General features: G+C 65.7%; 12 protein-coding genes. 6 read left to right on the top strand and 6 right to left on the bottom strand.

All coding sequences use genetic code 11. From position 1 onward, the window contains the following. Positions 1 to 19 precede the first annotated feature (19 nt). The 3 genes from ACYVGK_RS00855 to ACYVGK_RS00865 are packed head-to-tail and all read left to right on the top strand — an operon-like array spanning position 20 to position 3,559. On the top strand, positions 20 to 1,585 hold the full coding sequence (locus ACYVGK_RS00855) for an alpha/beta hydrolase (protein WP_460731334.1): 1,566 nt from the start codon (positions 20 to 22) through the stop codon (positions 1,583 to 1,585). Positions 1,586 to 1,613: 28 nt separating this feature from the next. Further along, entirely contained in the window at positions 1,614 to 2,360 is a 747-nt protein-coding gene (locus ACYVGK_RS00860) for an ABC transporter ATP-binding protein (protein WP_460731335.1), read from the top strand. After that, positions 2,357 to 3,559, top strand: a complete 1,203-nt coding sequence (locus tag ACYVGK_RS00865; protein ID WP_460731336.1) for an ABC transporter permease — start codon at positions 2,357 to 2,359, stop codon at positions 3,557 to 3,559. Before ACYVGK_RS00860 ends, ACYVGK_RS00865 begins: the two co-directional genes overlap by 4 nt. A 216-nt stretch (positions 3,560 to 3,775) precedes the next feature. Here the strand turns inward: ACYVGK_RS00865 and ACYVGK_RS00870 are convergent, their stop codons facing one another. The 6 genes from ACYVGK_RS00870 to rpmH all read right to left on the bottom strand — a co-directional run bounded on the left by ACYVGK_RS00870 (position 3,776) and on the right by rpmH (position 10,114). Then, a complete protein-coding gene (locus ACYVGK_RS00870) occupies positions 3,776 to 4,873 on the bottom strand; it encodes a right-handed parallel beta-helix repeat-containing protein (protein ID WP_460731337.1) in 1,098 nt (365 codons plus the stop codon). Positions 4,874 to 5,082: 209 nt separating this feature from the next. Further along, positions 5,083 to 6,105: an energy transducer TonB gene (locus ACYVGK_RS00875; protein WP_460731338.1), complete on the bottom strand. Its 1,023-nt coding sequence runs from the start codon at positions 6,103 to 6,105 to the stop codon at positions 5,083 to 5,085. Between the two features lie 138 nt (positions 6,106 to 6,243). Next, on the bottom strand, positions 6,244 to 7,581 hold the full coding sequence (gene mnmE, locus ACYVGK_RS00880) for a tRNA uridine-5-carboxymethylaminomethyl(34) synthesis GTPase MnmE (RefSeq protein WP_460731339.1): 1,338 nt from the start codon (positions 7,579 to 7,581) through the stop codon (positions 6,244 to 6,246). Between the two features lie 109 nt (positions 7,582 to 7,690). Beyond that, positions 7,691 to 9,373: a membrane protein insertase YidC gene (gene yidC / locus ACYVGK_RS00885; RefSeq protein ID WP_460731340.1), complete on the bottom strand. Its 1,683-nt coding sequence runs from the start codon at positions 9,371 to 9,373 to the stop codon at positions 7,691 to 7,693. Between the two features lie 40 nt (positions 9,374 to 9,413). Beyond that, positions 9,414 to 9,875: a ribonuclease P protein component gene (rnpA, locus tag ACYVGK_RS00890; protein WP_460731341.1), complete on the bottom strand. Its 462-nt coding sequence runs from the start codon at positions 9,873 to 9,875 to the stop codon at positions 9,414 to 9,416. A 98-nt stretch (positions 9,876 to 9,973) separates the two neighbouring features. Continuing rightward, positions 9,974 to 10,114: a 50S ribosomal protein L34 gene (gene rpmH, locus ACYVGK_RS00895; RefSeq protein ID WP_031374044.1), complete on the bottom strand. Its 141-nt coding sequence runs from the start codon at positions 10,112 to 10,114 to the stop codon at positions 9,974 to 9,976. A gap of 327 nt (positions 10,115 to 10,441) precedes the next feature. Between rpmH and dnaA the strand changes: the two genes are divergently transcribed. From dnaA to recF, 3 genes are all read left to right on the top strand, one after another. Continuing rightward, positions 10,442 to 11,785: a chromosomal replication initiator protein DnaA gene (gene dnaA / locus ACYVGK_RS00900; RefSeq protein WP_460731342.1), complete on the top strand. Its 1,344-nt coding sequence runs from the start codon at positions 10,442 to 10,444 to the stop codon at positions 11,783 to 11,785. Positions 11,786 to 12,708: 923 nt separating this feature from the next. Continuing rightward, the gene (gene dnaN / locus ACYVGK_RS00905; protein ID WP_460731343.1) at positions 12,709 to 13,809 is read left to right on the top strand and encodes a DNA polymerase III subunit beta; all 1,101 of its coding nucleotides are present in this window, start codon (positions 12,709 to 12,711) and stop codon (positions 13,807 to 13,809) included. Between the two features lie 155 nt (positions 13,810 to 13,964). After that, positions 13,965 to 15,104: a DNA replication/repair protein RecF gene (gene recF / locus ACYVGK_RS00910; RefSeq protein ID WP_460731344.1), complete on the top strand. Its 1,140-nt coding sequence runs from the start codon at positions 13,965 to 13,967 to the stop codon at positions 15,102 to 15,104. The last annotated feature ends 29 nt before the right edge of the window (positions 15,105 to 15,133 follow it).

Genomic DNA, 15,133 nt, shown 5'->3' on the forward strand with positions numbered 1-15,133 from the left:
CTGAGAGGGAACCCGCACGATGTCCCGCACCAAGTTTCGAATTGCCCTGGCCGTCACGGCGTTGGCCGTGCTCGGCTACCGCCAGTTGCATGCGTCGCACGACGATGCGGCGCCGGCCAAGCCGTCTGCCGGCAAGGCCAGCGCAAGTACGGCTGCGCGCCAGTTCGGCCGCATTACGTTCAAGCCCTGTGTGCTCACCAGCGAGCAGGGCTTCGCCCCGCTGGAAGCGCAATGCGCCACGTTCCCCGTGCCGGAGGATCGCGCACATCCCGAGGGCCGCAAGATCGCGCTCAACATCGCGTGGCTGCCGGCCGACAACAAGAATGGCGGCACACCGGATCCGATCTTCTTCCTCGCCGGCGGTCCCGGCCAGGCCGCGACGCAGGTCGCCGCCGCGGTCGATCAGGGCCTCGACCAGGCGCGCAAGCAGCGCGACATCGTGCTGATCGACCAGCGCGGCACCGGCCACTCCAATCCGCTGGATTGCCGCGACCCACAGGGCCAGCCGCTCAAGTTCGACGAAACCGCAGAGCTCGATGAGGCCAAGCTCGACGCTTACGTCGCGCAGTGCCTGAAGTCGCTACAGGGTCGCGCGGATCCGCGCTTCTACACCACCGGCGATGCCATCGCCGATTTCGACGCGGTGCGCGCCGCGCTCGGTGCCGACAAGATCAATCTGATCGGCGGTTCCTACGGCACCCGCAGCGCACAGCAGTATGCGATGCATTACCCGCAGCATGTGCGCAGCATCGTGCTCGACGGTGTCGCGCCGAACCGGCTGGTGGTCGGTGGCGAATTCGCCAAGCAGCTGGAAGAAGCGCTGCGCAAGCAGGATGCGCAGTGTGCAAAGGTTCCGGCCTGCAAGGCGCGCTTCGACGGCGGTGGGCACGATCTGACCGCGCGGTTGAAAACGTTGAAAGCGCGCCTGGCCGTCGCACCGGTCGCAGTGAGTTATCGCGATCCGGACACCCACGAGCTCAAGCAGGACACGCTGAACGCCGACACGCTGGTCGGACTCGCCCACGGCGTGTCTTACGTGCCGCTATTGTCCTCGCTGCTGCCGCTGGTGGTGAGTGAAGCCGAACAGGGACGCTACGAATCGCTGATGGCGATCGCGAAGTTCTGGAGTAACCAGGTCAGCGACCAGCTCAACCGCGGCATGCAGTGGTCGGTGATCTGCGCCGAAGACGCGCCGCGCTACCAGCCCGATCCGGCCGATGCAGGTACCGTGCTCGGTCCGGACATGGCGCGCATGTTCTTCGCGGCCTGCAAGCAGTGGCCGCGCGGCCAGGTCGCGGCCGACTTCATCCAGCCACTGAAGACCGACCTGCCGGTACTGGTGATCTCCGGCGAACTCGATCCGGTAACGCCACCGGTGTACGGCGATGAAGTGGTGAAGACGCTGTCGCACGGACGCCACATGGTGCTGCGCGGCCAGGGCCACGGCGGCATGGCCGTGGGCTGCATGCCCAAGCTGCTCGGCCGCTTCTTCGAGACCGCGGACGCCAAGGCGCTCGATGCCAAATGTCTCGACAGCCTCAACTACGTGCCGCCGTTCACTTCGTTCAACGGTTGGGAACCGTGAGCCGCGCGCTCGCCAGGAAATCGCACATATGATCAATGCAAACGACTTGCACAAGAGTTTCAAGACCCGCTCGGGCGTGGTGAAGGCCGTCGACGGCGTCAGCTTCACCGCGCGCGACGGCGAGATCACCGGCCTGCTCGGCCCCAACGGCGCCGGCAAGACCACCACGCTGCGCATGCTTTACACCCTGATGCAGCCGGAGAAGGGGCATATCGACGTCGACGGCGTTGACGCCGCACGCGACCCGGAAGCGGTGCGTCGCGCCTTGGGCGTGTTGCCCGATGCACGCGGCGTGTACAAGCGCCTGACCGCGCGTGAGAACATCAGTTACTTCGGCGAACTGCACGGCATGAGCGCCGCGGAGATCGCGCGGCGCACCGACGTGCTGGCCAAGGCGCTCGACATGGGGGACATCCTCGATCGGCAGACCGAGGGGTTCTCGCAAGGCCAGCGCACCAAGACCGCGATCGCGCGCGCACTCGTGCACGATCCGAAGAACGTGATCCTCGACGAGCCCACCAACGGTCTCGACGTGATGACCACGCGCGCGATGCGTGGCTTCCTGCAGCAACTGAAAGCCGAAGGCCGCTGCGTGATCTTCTCCAGCCACATCATGCAGGAGGTCGCGGCGCTGTGTGACCGCATCGTGATCATCGCCAAAGGCCAGGTCGTGGCCTCCGGCACCGCCGACGAGCTGCGCGCGAAGTTTGGCGAGCCGAATCTTGAAGACGCCTTCGTCAAAGCCATCGGCTCGGAGGAGGGCCTGCACGCATGACCACGTCCGCTACGAAGACCGGCTTCCTGTCCACGTTGTTCGCGGTGATGCGCAAGGAGTTGCGCGACATTTCCCGCGACCGTCGCACGATGGCGCTGGCACTGCTGCTGGGTCCGCTGCTGTATCCGGTGTTGATGCTCGGCGTCGGCAAGCTGGGCGAGAACCGTCAGAAGACCGAACTGGAAAAGGTGCTTGAGGTGCCGGTGATCGGCGCCGAACGCGCACCGAATCTGGTCGCGTTCCTGGCCACGCGAGGGATCAAAGCGGTCGCGCCGCCGCAGGATCTCGATGCGGCGATCGCGCGGCAGGATGTCGATGTCGCGCTGAGCATCGACACGAACTTCGGCACGCACTGGCGCGAAGGCAACGCCGCCAAGCTCGAGATCGTCGCCGACAGTACGCGCAAGGCCGCGGATATTCCGGTCGCCCGACTGCGCTCCGCCCTCGAGGCGTATCGCGATCAGGTCGGCACGTTGCGCCTGCTCGCACGCGGCATCGATCCCGGTATCACCAAGCCGCTCAGCATCGGCAACCGCGATCTCGCTTCGGCCGAAGCCAAGCGCGGCGCGTTCGCCGCGGCACTCTTGCCGTATCTGCTGATCCTGACGTCGTTCCTCGGCGGCGCGTACCTGATCATGGATGCGACCGCCGGCGAGCGCGAACGCCAGTCACTGGAGCCATTGCTGGCCACGCCGTCGGCGCGTAGTTCGATCGTGAGTGGCAAGATTGCGGCGGCCTGCAGCATGGGCGTGGCGTCGCTGCTGCTGACCCTGCTCGCGTTCAAGCTGACCGCGCAGTTCGCGGGCAGTGCAGGCGTAGCCGTCGACGTGAGCTTCCTCGCGATGGGCAAGATGCTGCTGGTGCTGCTGCCGATGCTGTTCATCGGTACTTCGCTGCTCACCTATCTGTCCGCGACGGCGAAGAGCATGAAGGAAGCGCAGAGCCACATGATGTGGCTGATGCTGCTGCCGATGGTGCCCTCGATCATGCTGATGGTGAATCCGCTCAAGGAGCAGCCGTGGCAGTACGCGGTGCCGTTCCTCGCGCAGAACCAGCTGCTGCTCAAGGTGATCCGCGCCGAGTTCATCCCGATGTCGGTGTGGGGGATCTATCTCGCCGCGGGCTTCGGCCTTGCTGCAATGTTATGGTTTGCCGCGGTGCGGCGCTATCACCAGGAGCAGCTGGCGATTTCGGGATAGCGGCAGGAATTGGCGGCGGAATTTGCCGCGCCGCTGTGACTGCGTTACCTACTGAGTGGTTGGGCCGAGGCAACCGGAACGCGAAGCCGCTTCGGCCTGAGCGAATTGGTGGAGTACTCCACCAGAGGGAATTCGTTGTCCCCGCCGCGAAGCGGCGGGGGCTTCGAACTTGCTGGCATCGACGCGACTAACTTCACGCCAGTCGCGTCGCGGGATTCATGGGATCGCTTGATTGCCGAGGCCGGCCATGCAATTGCCTGGCGCCAGATTGCTGGCTGCGCCGATGGTGATGTTGTTGTCGCAGCGCTCGGCCTGCCCGTATTGCAGGTACGCGTCCATGAGATTCGCGTGGCGCGACACGATCTGGTTTCCGGTGATTCGTGCGGCCGTTGTATTCGCGCCTTGCACCCAGTTGCCCAACCACAGGCCGATCGAGTATCCGTCGGTGGCGGGGCGCAGCTCGAGGATGCTGTTGCCGCTGATGACTGGAGCGGTCGATCCCGAAACATAGATGCCGGCGACTACCGCGCCGCCGTAGGTGTTGACGACCAGGTTGTTCGAAACAACCTGGCCACGCGCTGCGACCTGCGGCGAAGCGGGTAGCAGACTGATTCCCTGCGCATACTGGCTGGGGTCTTCAGGATGCGTGTTGCTGACGCGGTTGCCGGTGATCTGCGCGTAGTCGCCCCATGCGCCGATACCATCCGAGATCGATGAGTCGACGTGGTTGTTGAGGATCCGTGCGTAGGTCGAGCCCCCGAACGCGGTGATGCCGCGATCGAAACCGATGACCTTGCAGTTGCGAATCGTCGCGTAGCGCGCTCCATTGATCACAGAAATGCCGTCGGTGCCTCCGGTTCGGCCCAGGCTCGTCGTGGTGGAAAAGCCACGGCAGTCGAGCTCGACATAATTTGCCTCGATGCGCACCCCGTAGAAGATCGGGCTCACCAGATTCGCGGCGTAGCAATAGCGCCCGGACGTCGTAATCGTGAACGGCAGGCTAGAAATGACGGTACAGGCGGCGGTGCGTGTCGCTGGCGTCGTTGCGCTGATTTGCGGCTGCGAGACCGGTGTGGTCTGCGTACGTGCAGTCGAGGTCTTCGCGGGGTTTGCCGCTGTGAGCTGCGTCCTCGTGGTGCTTCGGGTACTGACGGCCGTGTTCGTAATCGCGACCGCTCCGTAGGCCAACCCGGCCACGCAAACAAGCACCGCGCCCACTTTGAAATGATTCCGTTTCAACCTCAGTCCCCTATGTTTATGAAAAGTCACGCCTGTCGCCCAACAGCTGCTCGAGTCGCCTGCGTGGAGCGGCACGAGGGCGGCAATTCTGCATGCGGCGTCGCCCTAGACGCCATGCTGTAGTCACCACTGCAACTTGAGTGACTTGCACGAGGTGCGCGCGACGAGCCGCAACAAAAAGAAAAGGCCCGGCTGTGCCGGGCCCCTTCATCGTCGAGTTTTCGCCGGCGCAGCGCGTCAGGCGTTCGCACTGACGCGCGGCATGCCGCGCAAGCAGTCGATGCTTACCCCTGCGGGTTGAAGCTGATCTCGCGACGCGTGGTCACTGGTGCTGCGACCGGCTGGAAACGCCACTTGCGCACGGCTTCGACTGCTTCGCGATCGAAGATGCGGGCCGGCTTGGAGCGGACTACGCGGGCGGCGGTGACGGTGCCGTCGGTACCGACCGTGTATTCGACCAGGACCGAGCCGGACGTACCGGCGCGCAATGCTTCGGCCGGGAACTTCGGTGCCGGCATCGAGATCGGACGCAGGTCGGACGCGCTCGGCGCCGCGGCAGCAGCAGTGCGCTGTTCGGCGGCGCGACGGTCAGCGGCGGCCTTTTCGGCGGCGACGCGGTCCGCCGCGGCCTTGTCGGCGGCGGCCTTGTCCGAGGCAGCCTTGTCGGAAGAAGCCTTGTCGGCGGCTTCCTTGGCAGCCAGCTTCTTCGCGGCTTCTTCCTGCTGCTTCTTCTGGTCGGCCAGACGCTGTTCTTCCAGCGCCTTCTGGCGCTTGGCTTCTTCCTCGGCGGTCAGGGCCTGGGCACGCTGCGCGGCCGTGGCCTCCTGGGCGGCGATGCTCGCCTTGAGGCGCGCGAGCGCCGGGTGCTGGGCATCGGCCTTCTCGAGCAAGGCCGACAGGCGCTTGGCTTCGACGAAATCGTCGCGGTTAACGCTCTGCTCGACGGCGATGACGGTCATCGGCAGCAGGTCGGTGAGGGCGCTGGCCACGGCGGCATCGGCCGGACTCTTGTCGCGCAGGGCCAGGTAGTACTCGACGGCGTTGTCGCCGGCCGGTGCGTACAGGCGGTTTTCCGAATAGGCCTTGCTGGCGGCATCGCGCAGCTGGTCGGCGGTCATCGCGGTGACCTTGGAAGACACCGCGGTTTCCGGCGTCGGCGCCGGCGCGGTGGCTGCGGTGGTGGCCGCCTGGTCGACGGGCTTTTCCCCGCCGCCGCACGCGGCTAGCACAAGGCTCACCGCCAGGACGGCGATGAGCGGAAGCGTGGCGGGCCGGCGCACGGACCGGGCCTCGGAGTGGTTCGACATCATGATTTTAGGGTCCCCTGAAGTGCGGCGATCGAGTGCGCGCAGCGCAAGTGACACCTGCTGCGCGTCCTTTGTCAAGCGTGCGCTGGATTCAGCTTTGCGACGGTCGCGGCCCTGAGGGAGAACTGCGACGTGGTGTCACTTTCCTATGCAAAAGCTGGAAAAAATGTGACCTAAAAGGTCATCTGCACGGACCTGTCCGGTGATCTCACCGAGAGCATCGTGCGCATGGCGCAGCGATTCTGCGGCGAGGTCCAGCGCCTCGGCATCGAGCTGGGCCCGGGCCAGCACGAGTTCGTCCTGGGCCTCACGCAAGGCATCGACGTGGCGGGCGCGCGCCGTGAACGTGCCTTCGCCGGCGACGCCTTCGCGCTGTGCAAGCGCACGCAGGCGCGCGTGCAGCACGTCCAGTCCGCGTCCGGTACGGGCGGACACATGCAGGTGTTCGGCATCGTCGGCCGGATTGGCTCCCGGCAGCAGATCGGCCTTGTTGTGCAGCCACAACCGCTGCGGCACGCCGGCGATAGCATCGGCCACGGCCGCGCGGCCGGCGTCGACGTCGCGCGCATCGAGCACGATGATCGCGAGGTCGGCTCGATCGAGCTCGCTACGTGCGCGCCGCATGCCTTCGCGTTCGATCGCATCGCCGCCTTCGCGCAGTCCCGCGGTGTCGACCAAGGTGAGTTCGACACCGTCGATGCGGACGACTTCGTGCAACAGGTCGCGGGTGGTGCCGGCGATGTCGGTGACGATCGCGCGGTCGCTGCCGGCGAGCGCGTTGAGCAGCGAGCTCTTTCCGGCGTTGGGCGGACCGACGATCACCGCGTGCAGGCCATCGCGCAGGCGGCGCCCGCGTTCAGCCGCACGCAACAATTCATCCAGGGCGTGTGCAGCGTCGGCAAACCGGGCGAGCAGTTGCGCGCCGCCGAGCGTGTCGATGGGTTCGTCGGCGAAGTCGATAGCCGCTTCGACATGCACGCGGATTGCGAGCACATCGGCGGACAAGGCTTCCACGCGACGCGAAAACTCGCCATCCAGTGCGCGCCGCGCGGCACGTGCGGCGTTGGCGTCGGCGGCGGCGATCAGGTCGGCGACCGCTTCGGCCTGGGCAAGGTCCAGCTTGCCGCTGAGGAAGGCGCGCTCGCTGAATTCGCCCGGGCGCGCACGGCGCGCGCCGAGTTCAACGCAGCGCTGCACCAGCTGCTCAAGCACGACCGGACTGCCATGCGCCTGCAACTCCACCACGTCTTCACCGGTATAGCTCGCCGGCGCCTGGAAGTAGAGCGCGATGCCGTCGTCGATGATGTCGCCGGCGCCATCCGCGAAGCGGGCGTAATGGGCATGGCGCGGGCGCAGTCGCAGACCGCTCGTGGCTTCCGCGATCGCGCGCGCGCGCGCGCCGGACAGGCGCACGATGCCGACGCCACCGGCACCTGGTGCGGTAGCAATCGCGGCGATGGTGTCGCGTTGGTTCATCCGTCTATCGTCGCAGAAGGCGGCGCGCTTGGCGCACGCGCAGGGGTCGTACAAATGCGAAGCCCGCCTTGCGGCGGGCTTCGGTGTGTGAGCGTCAGCTCGGTGCTGCTCAGGCCGTGGCTTTCGCCGGCTCTTCGGCGTAACGCTTGGTGTTCCACCACTGCTGCAGCAGGCCCAGGCCACCGTTGGTGATCCAGTAGAGCACCAGGCCGGCCGGCATGAAGGCGAACAGCACGCCGAAGACCAGCGGCATGAACTGCATCATCTTCTGCTGCATCGGGTCCATGCCGGGCGCCGGCGGCGTGAGCTTCTGCGTCATGAACATCACGACCAGGTTGATCGCCGGCAGGATGAAGTAGGGATCGCGCGCGGTCAGGTCGGTGATCCAGCCGATCCACGGCGCATGGCGCAGCTCGACCGACTCGGACAGCATCCAGTACAGGCACAGGAACACCGGCATCTGCAGCAGGATCGGCAGGCAGCCGCCGACCGGATTGATCTTTTCCTTCTTGTACAACTCCATCATCGCCATCTGCAGCTTCTGCTTGTCGTCGCCGTAGCGTTCCTGCAGTTGCTTCATGCGCGGCTGGAACTTGCGCATCTTGGCCGCGGAGCGGTACTGCGCTGCCGACAGCGGATACATCAGGGTCTTGAGCAGCACCACCAGGCCGACGATCGACCAGCCCCAGTTGCCGAGCAAGCCGTGCAGCTTGTCGAGCACCCAGAACAACCAGCCGGCGAGCGTGGCGGCCCAACCATAGGAGGAGAAGTCGACCGCGCGGTCGAGACCCTTCACCTGCTGTGCTTCGATCTGCTTGACCAGCTTCGGGCCGATCCACAGGCGTGCGCTGGTTTCGGCCTGCGCGCCGGGAGCAAGGGTGAACGATGGGCCCTTGGCATCGATGGCGTAGCGACCGTTGTCCTGCGCCAAGCCGAACAGCGCGCCCTGATCCTTCTGCGGAATCCATGCGGCGAAGAAATGATGCTGCAGCATGCCGACCCAGCCGCCGGTAACCTCCTTGTTAAGCGCACCGTCGCCGAACTTGTCGAACTTGCGCTTCTCGTAGCCGTCGTCACCGAACCAGGCGGCGCCCTGGAAGCTGTACTTCTCGGCGCTCATCGGTCCCTTGCTGGCGATGACGCGCGGCACGCGGCGCAGTTCGCGATACACGTAGCCGGTCCACGGCGCCGCACCGGCGTTGCTGACCTGATCGCGCACCTGCACGACATAGCTGCCGCGCTGGAACACGAAGCTGCGGCGGATGGTCACGCCATTGGCGCCAGTCCACACGAAGGGGACGACGAGCTCGCGATCGCCCGCGGCGAGGTTGTATTCGTGCGTCGCGGCCTCCGGACGGAAGCCGCCGTGATCCGGCGCACCGGTGGCGCTGTTCCAGCCGCTCTGCGCGACGAAGTAGTTGGCGCTGTCAGTGGTGAGCAGGCGAACCGGTGCGCTGTTGGCCGCGGCCAGGCTCGGATACTTCAGCAGGTCGACCTGGCGCAGTTCGCCGCCATCGAGCACCACATCCAGAACGTCGGTCGTGACGGTCACGGTCTGCGCGGCCGGCGCGCTGACGGTGGCGCCGTTGGCCGGAACGCCCGCCGCGTTCGGCACTGCTGCGCCGGCGGCCGAAGGAATCGCGGCCGACGGCACCGGGGTGCTGCTGGCAACGGTTTCGGTGGCCGGGACCGTGGTGGCTGCCGGCGCCGCCTTCTCCTTGCCCCACTCCATCCACAGCAGGGTCGCCAGCATCAGCCAGGCGAAGATCAGGAAAAGACGGGTCTGATTCATGGGGCAGGCACGCTCGGCCGACGCAAAGGGGTCGGCGCAGTCAGAGGGAGGTGGGGTCGGGCTCGGTCGAGGCAAGACCATCGCCGGAAGCAAGCGCGCCCGGCGCGGGCGGCATTGTGCCGGGCACTGCCGTCATGGGCAACGAAGCCACGGGCAACGCGCCGAGACGACGCAGCAGATCGAGGAAATGGCGTTCGAGCTGTTCGCGCGTGGCCTCGCGCGCGGTCGGACGCGCGACCACGACGTAATCGCCGCTGGCGAGCTGCGATCGGTAATGGCGGAAGATGTCACGCAGCGCACGCTTGATGCGATTGCGACCGACCGCGTTCGGGTCGACCTTGCGCGAAACCGCGAGGCCAAGCCGAGCCGGGATGTCGGTGCGATGCCAATGCACGGCGAGTCGCGGCGTGGCTTGGCGCCGGCCGTGTTCGAAGATGCGATCGAAATCCGCACGCGCGCGTACCCGCGCCTGGCGCGGGAAGCGGTAGGTCAGAGTGCTCATACGGCCGCCGGTGCGGCGAGGGCGGCCGTGGGCTAGCTGGCGTTGGTCAAGCCGACGCCAGCCGGGCGCAGCCCGTCTTCACCGTTGAAGAACGGTGCTTAGGCGCAGAGACGCTTGCGGCCCTTGGCGCGACGACGGGCAAGAATCTTGCGGCCATCGGCGGTCGCCATGCGGGCACGGAAACCGTGATCGCGCTTGCGCTTGAGGTTGCTGGGCTGGTAAGTGCGCTTGGTGGCCATGGTCGGCTCGGCGTAAACGACGGAAAAGACCGCGGATTCTACGAGGCAACCCGAGTCAGGTCAACCTCGATTCCCGGCGCGCCCGGAATGAATCCGTTTCCGGGCGCTCCTGGCGGCGGCTCGATCAAACAAGCGCCGGCGCTTACCGCGTCGAAATTTTATCCACAAGCCGGTGCGGGCGAGGTCGGCCGGTGATAGGCTGACCCACCCCCGCCCTGTCTGCGTCGCGATGTTTTGCTCATCGCGTGCGGCGGCGCTTTCCCCGCCTTCCGGCGGTTATCAACAGCTTTATTCATACGCATCCGCGTGGTCACCCCCGATCTCAAGATGGAAGCCTGGCCCCGCTGCCTCGAACGTCTGGAAGCCGAATACCCGGTAGAAGACGTCCATACCTGGCTCAAGCCGCTGCAGGCGACTCGCCGCGACGACGTCACGGTGCTCTATGCGCCCAATGCCTTCGTGGTCGAGCACGTGCGCGAGCGCTACCTCGGTCGTATCCGCGAGCTGCTGAGCTACTTCGCCGGCAGCGATGAGGTCCAGCTGGAAATCGGCGCGCTGCCGCGTGCCCCCACCCCTGCCGCAACGACGGCCGGATCGATCCCCGTGCGCGGTGGCGCCGAACCGGCGCGCACCGAACCGTTCGAAGGCAACCTCGACGCGCACTACACCTTCGACAACTTCGTTGAGGGCCGTAGCAACCAGCTCGGCCGCGCCGCCGCGTTGCAGGCCGCCGCGCGCCCAGGCGACCGTGCACACAATCCGCTGCTGCTGTACGGGGGCACCGGCCTGGGCAAGACCCATCTAATGTTCGCCGCCGGCAACGCCATGCGCGCAGCCAATCCGAACATCAAGGTGCTGTACCTGCGCAGCGAACAGTTCCTCGCTTCGCTGATGAAGGCGCTCCAGGACAAGACCAATGGCATGGCCGCGTTCAAGCGTCAGTTCCAGCAGGTCGACGCGCTGTTGATCGACGACATCCAGTTCTTCGCCGGCAAGGACCGTACCCAGGAAGAGTTCTTCCACACCTTCAACGCGCTGATCGACGGCAAGCAGCAGATCATCCTGACCTGCGACCGTTTCCCACGCGAAGTCGATGGCCTCGAGCCGCGGCTGAAGTCGCGTCTTGGCTGGGGCCTGTCGGTGGCGATCGATCCCCCCGATTTCGAGACGCGCGCGCAGATCGTGCTGAGCAAGGCGCGCGAGCGCGGCGCGCACATTCCCGAAGACGTCGCGTTCCTGCTCGCCAAGAAGATGCGCAGCAACGTTCGCGATCTGGAAGGCGCGCTCAACACGCTTGCCGCACGCGCCAACTTCACTGGTCGCACGATCACCACCGAATTCGCCCAGGAAACATTGCGCGATCTGTTGCGTGCGCAGCAGCAGGCGATCGGCATTCCCAACATCCAGAAGGTCGTGGCCGATTACTACGGCCTGCAGATCAAGGATCTGCTCAGCAAGCGCCGCACGCGCTCGCTGGCGCGTCCGCGCCAGGTCGCGATGGCCCTGGCCAAGGAACTGACCGAACACTCGCTGCCGGAAATCGGCGACGCCTTCGCCGGCCGCGACCACACCACCGTGCTGCATGCCTGTCGGCAGATCCGCACGCTGATGGACACCGACGGCAAGCTGCGCGAAGACTGGGACAAGCTGATCCGCAAGCTCAGCGAGTAACGGAGCGGCGCGAAGACCTTCGCGCCGTATCGCATGCGATATCCCACCACCTGCCCGGGCACGTGAGAGCGTGCCTGCTGGATCGGCGCGGCCTTCGGGCGCGTTTTCGACATTGCTCGATCGTCGTAGGCCATCTGCGCTGTCCACGAGCGTGTCCGGACACATTCGCGCTTAATTGGCCTGTCGCTTCCGCGATCAGGCGCCAGCGGGGATTGCCGGCGGTCAGTCGACGCATGTGTGGCGCTTCAACTCGCGGCAGCAAGGCCACGGTCGTCGACCTGCCTCCATCCCCCACATCGCCAACAAGGCGGCCCTACGAATCGAGCGGCAGCGACAGGCATTCCTGCGAGGTAGTCGCGGCCCACATGCGCACCGCCCGCTGCGGCGACATCCTTCAGCCAAGATGAGCGTCCTGGTCTGACAGCGTCGCGAGCCCGCCTCTCCGCGCCGGCGTAACCGAAGGACTACGCCTCGTCGCGGCGACCAAATACCGCCAGCCCTAGTGGCCCGAGCGTCCCTTCTCCGCAATATTTTCGATTCCCCGCTGCGCGGCATGGCCATGGCGCGGTATCGTTCACATCTGCGTGTTCGTTCGATGTGGGTAAGCGGCGTTCGCGCCGAGCCAGTGTGGTTTCCAGCGCCGCGAAAGCCGGTGGATAAGCAGTGGATAGCAAGGCTTGTTCACAGGCGACTGAGGACGAGCTGCGCGCAAACTGTGGACAACTCGCAATCGGCCGCCGCGCCGTAAAGTTGTCCACAGCTTGTGCCCTGGTTCGCCGGGACTTTTCACAAGAGTTTCAGTTTGTTTTTTTCTTTTATATTCAAGTAGTTATGATGGTTTTCCGCAGTTTTTTGCGACTCCATCATCACTATGCTTTTGATTTATTCACTACTTTTGTTTTGGTACTGGGGAGCGTCCTCGAATGCGTTTCAGCCTGCAACGCGAAGTGTTCCTGAAGCCATTGGCGCAAGTCGTCAATGTCGTTGAGCGTCGGCAGACCCTGCCGGTCCTCGCCAACCTGCTGGTCCAGGTGAAGGGCGGTCAGCTCTCGCTGACTGGCACAGACCTGGAAGTCGAAATGGTTTCGCGTATCGGCGTCGACGACGCGCAGGACGGCGAGACCACGATTCCGGCACGCAAGCTGTTCGAGATCGTTCGCGCCCTGCCCGATGGCAGCAAGGTGATCGTTTCGCAGTCGGCCGAGAAGATCACGGTGCAGGCGGGTCGCTCCCGCTTCACCCTGTCCTCGCTGCCAGCCAATGACTTCCCCTCGATCGATGAAGTCGAAGCGACCGAACGCGTGCGCGTGCCCGAGGCCAGCCTGAAGGAGCTGATCGAACGCACCGCGTTCGCCATGGCCCAGCAGGACGTGCGCTACTACCTCAACGGTCTGCTTTTCGACCTGCGCGAAACCTCGCTGCGCTGCGTGGCCACCGACGGCCACCGCCTCGCCTTGTGCGAAGCCAGCCTGGATGCTGGCGCCAGCACCAAGCGCCAGATCATCGTGCCGCGCAAAGGCGTGACCGAGCTGCAACGCCTGCTCGAGGGTGGCGAACGCGAGCTGGAGCTGGAGATGGGCCGCAGCCATCTGCGGGTGAAGCGCGACGACGTCACCTTCACCAGCAAGCTGATCGATGGCCGGTTCCCGGACTATGAGGCCGTGATCCCGATCGGCGCCGACAAGGAAGTGCGGATCGACCGCGAGGTCCTGCGCGCCTCCCTGCAACGCGCCGCGATCCTGTCCAACGAGAAGTACCGCGGCGTCCGCATCGAGGTCTCGCCCGGTCAGCTCAAGATCAGCGCCCATAACCCGGAGCAGGAGGAAGCCCAGGAAGAGGTCGAGGCCGATACCCGGGTTGGCGATCTGGCGGTGGGCTTCAACGTTAACTACCTCCTGGACGCGCTGACTTCGCTCAAGGAAGAGAACGTGGTTATCGCCCTGCGCGATGCAAACTCTTCGGCGCTGGTTCGCGAGGCCTCGAACGAGCGTTGCCGTCACGTGGTGATGCCGCTGCGCCTCTGACGCTCACTGTTTCACGTGGAACAAAAACGCCCGGCTAGTCCGGGCGTTTTGTTTTGTGGCGGAAAAGATGCCCCTGAAAGCCGAACCACGTGTGCCTGGCTTCCCGAACCGCCAATGGCATGGGGCTTATCTCGGCCACTCGTACAATGGGCGCCATGCACGTCACCCGCCTCGACCTCCGCCACCTCCGCCGCTTTCACGAGGCAAGCCTGGCGCCGGGTCCGGGTTTGAACCTCATTACCGGCGATAACGGCGCCGGCAAGACCAGTGTGCTCGAGGCCCTGCACCTGATGGCCTACGGACGCAGCTTCCGCGGACGAGTGCGCGATGGGTTAGTCCAGGCCGGCGCGTCCGCGCTGGAGGTATTCGTCGAATGGGTGGAAGCCGGACGCCGCCATCTCCGCACCGGCACCGGTGGCGTGGCCGATGCCACTTCCACCTATGCCCGGCCCCGGAAGGCCGGCTTGCGCCATAACGGCCAGGAATGGACCGGCCGCCTCGATGGGGCCGCGGTGGGCCATCTGGGAGAGCTCTGCGCCGCCCTGGCCGTCGTGAGCTTCGATCCAGGCAGCCACGCGCTGGTAAGTGGCGGCGGGGAACCGCGGCGACGCTACCTGGATTGGGGTTTGTTCCACGTGGAACAGGAATTCCTTCCGCTCTGGCGCCGATATAGCCGGGCACTCAAGCAGCGCAATGCTCTGCTGAAGCAGCGCGGCCGCGATGCCCAGCTGGATGCCTGGGACGCTGAACTGGCTGAGGCGGGCGAGGCGATCACACGGCAGCGCCAGCGTTACCTGGAGGCCCTGCAGCCCTACTACGCCCGCCTGATCACGGACCTGGCGCCGGCACTGGGTGGCGGTGAACTCAACTATCACCCGGGATGGCGCCGCGATGACCTCTCGCTCGCCGATGCCCTGCTGGTGGCGCGGGAGCGGGACCTGCAGGCCGGGCACACATCGGTCGGTCCGCATCGCGCCGACTGGACGCTGGGTTTTTCCGGGGTGCCTGGTCGCGAGGCGTTGTCGCGCGGTCAGGCCAAGCTAGTCGCCCTGGCGGCCCTCCTCGCCCAGGCCGAGCACCACGCCGAGGCGCAAGGGGAATGGCCGGTAGTGGCCCTCGATGATTTGGCCTCGGAGCTCGACCGCCATCACCAGCGCCGGGTGCTGCGCCACCTAGTGGAGTGCGGAGCGCAGGTTTTCGTGACCGGCACCGAGTCTCCGCCCGGGCTCGTCGGGCTCGATGCCCCGCTCATGTTGTTCCACGTGGAACAGGGTGAGCTTCGCGCGCTCCCGTAACCGTCCTAATCAGGTCGCTGAATCCCTAT

It is taken from the genome of Lysobacter tyrosinilyticus, assembly GCF_054779815.1.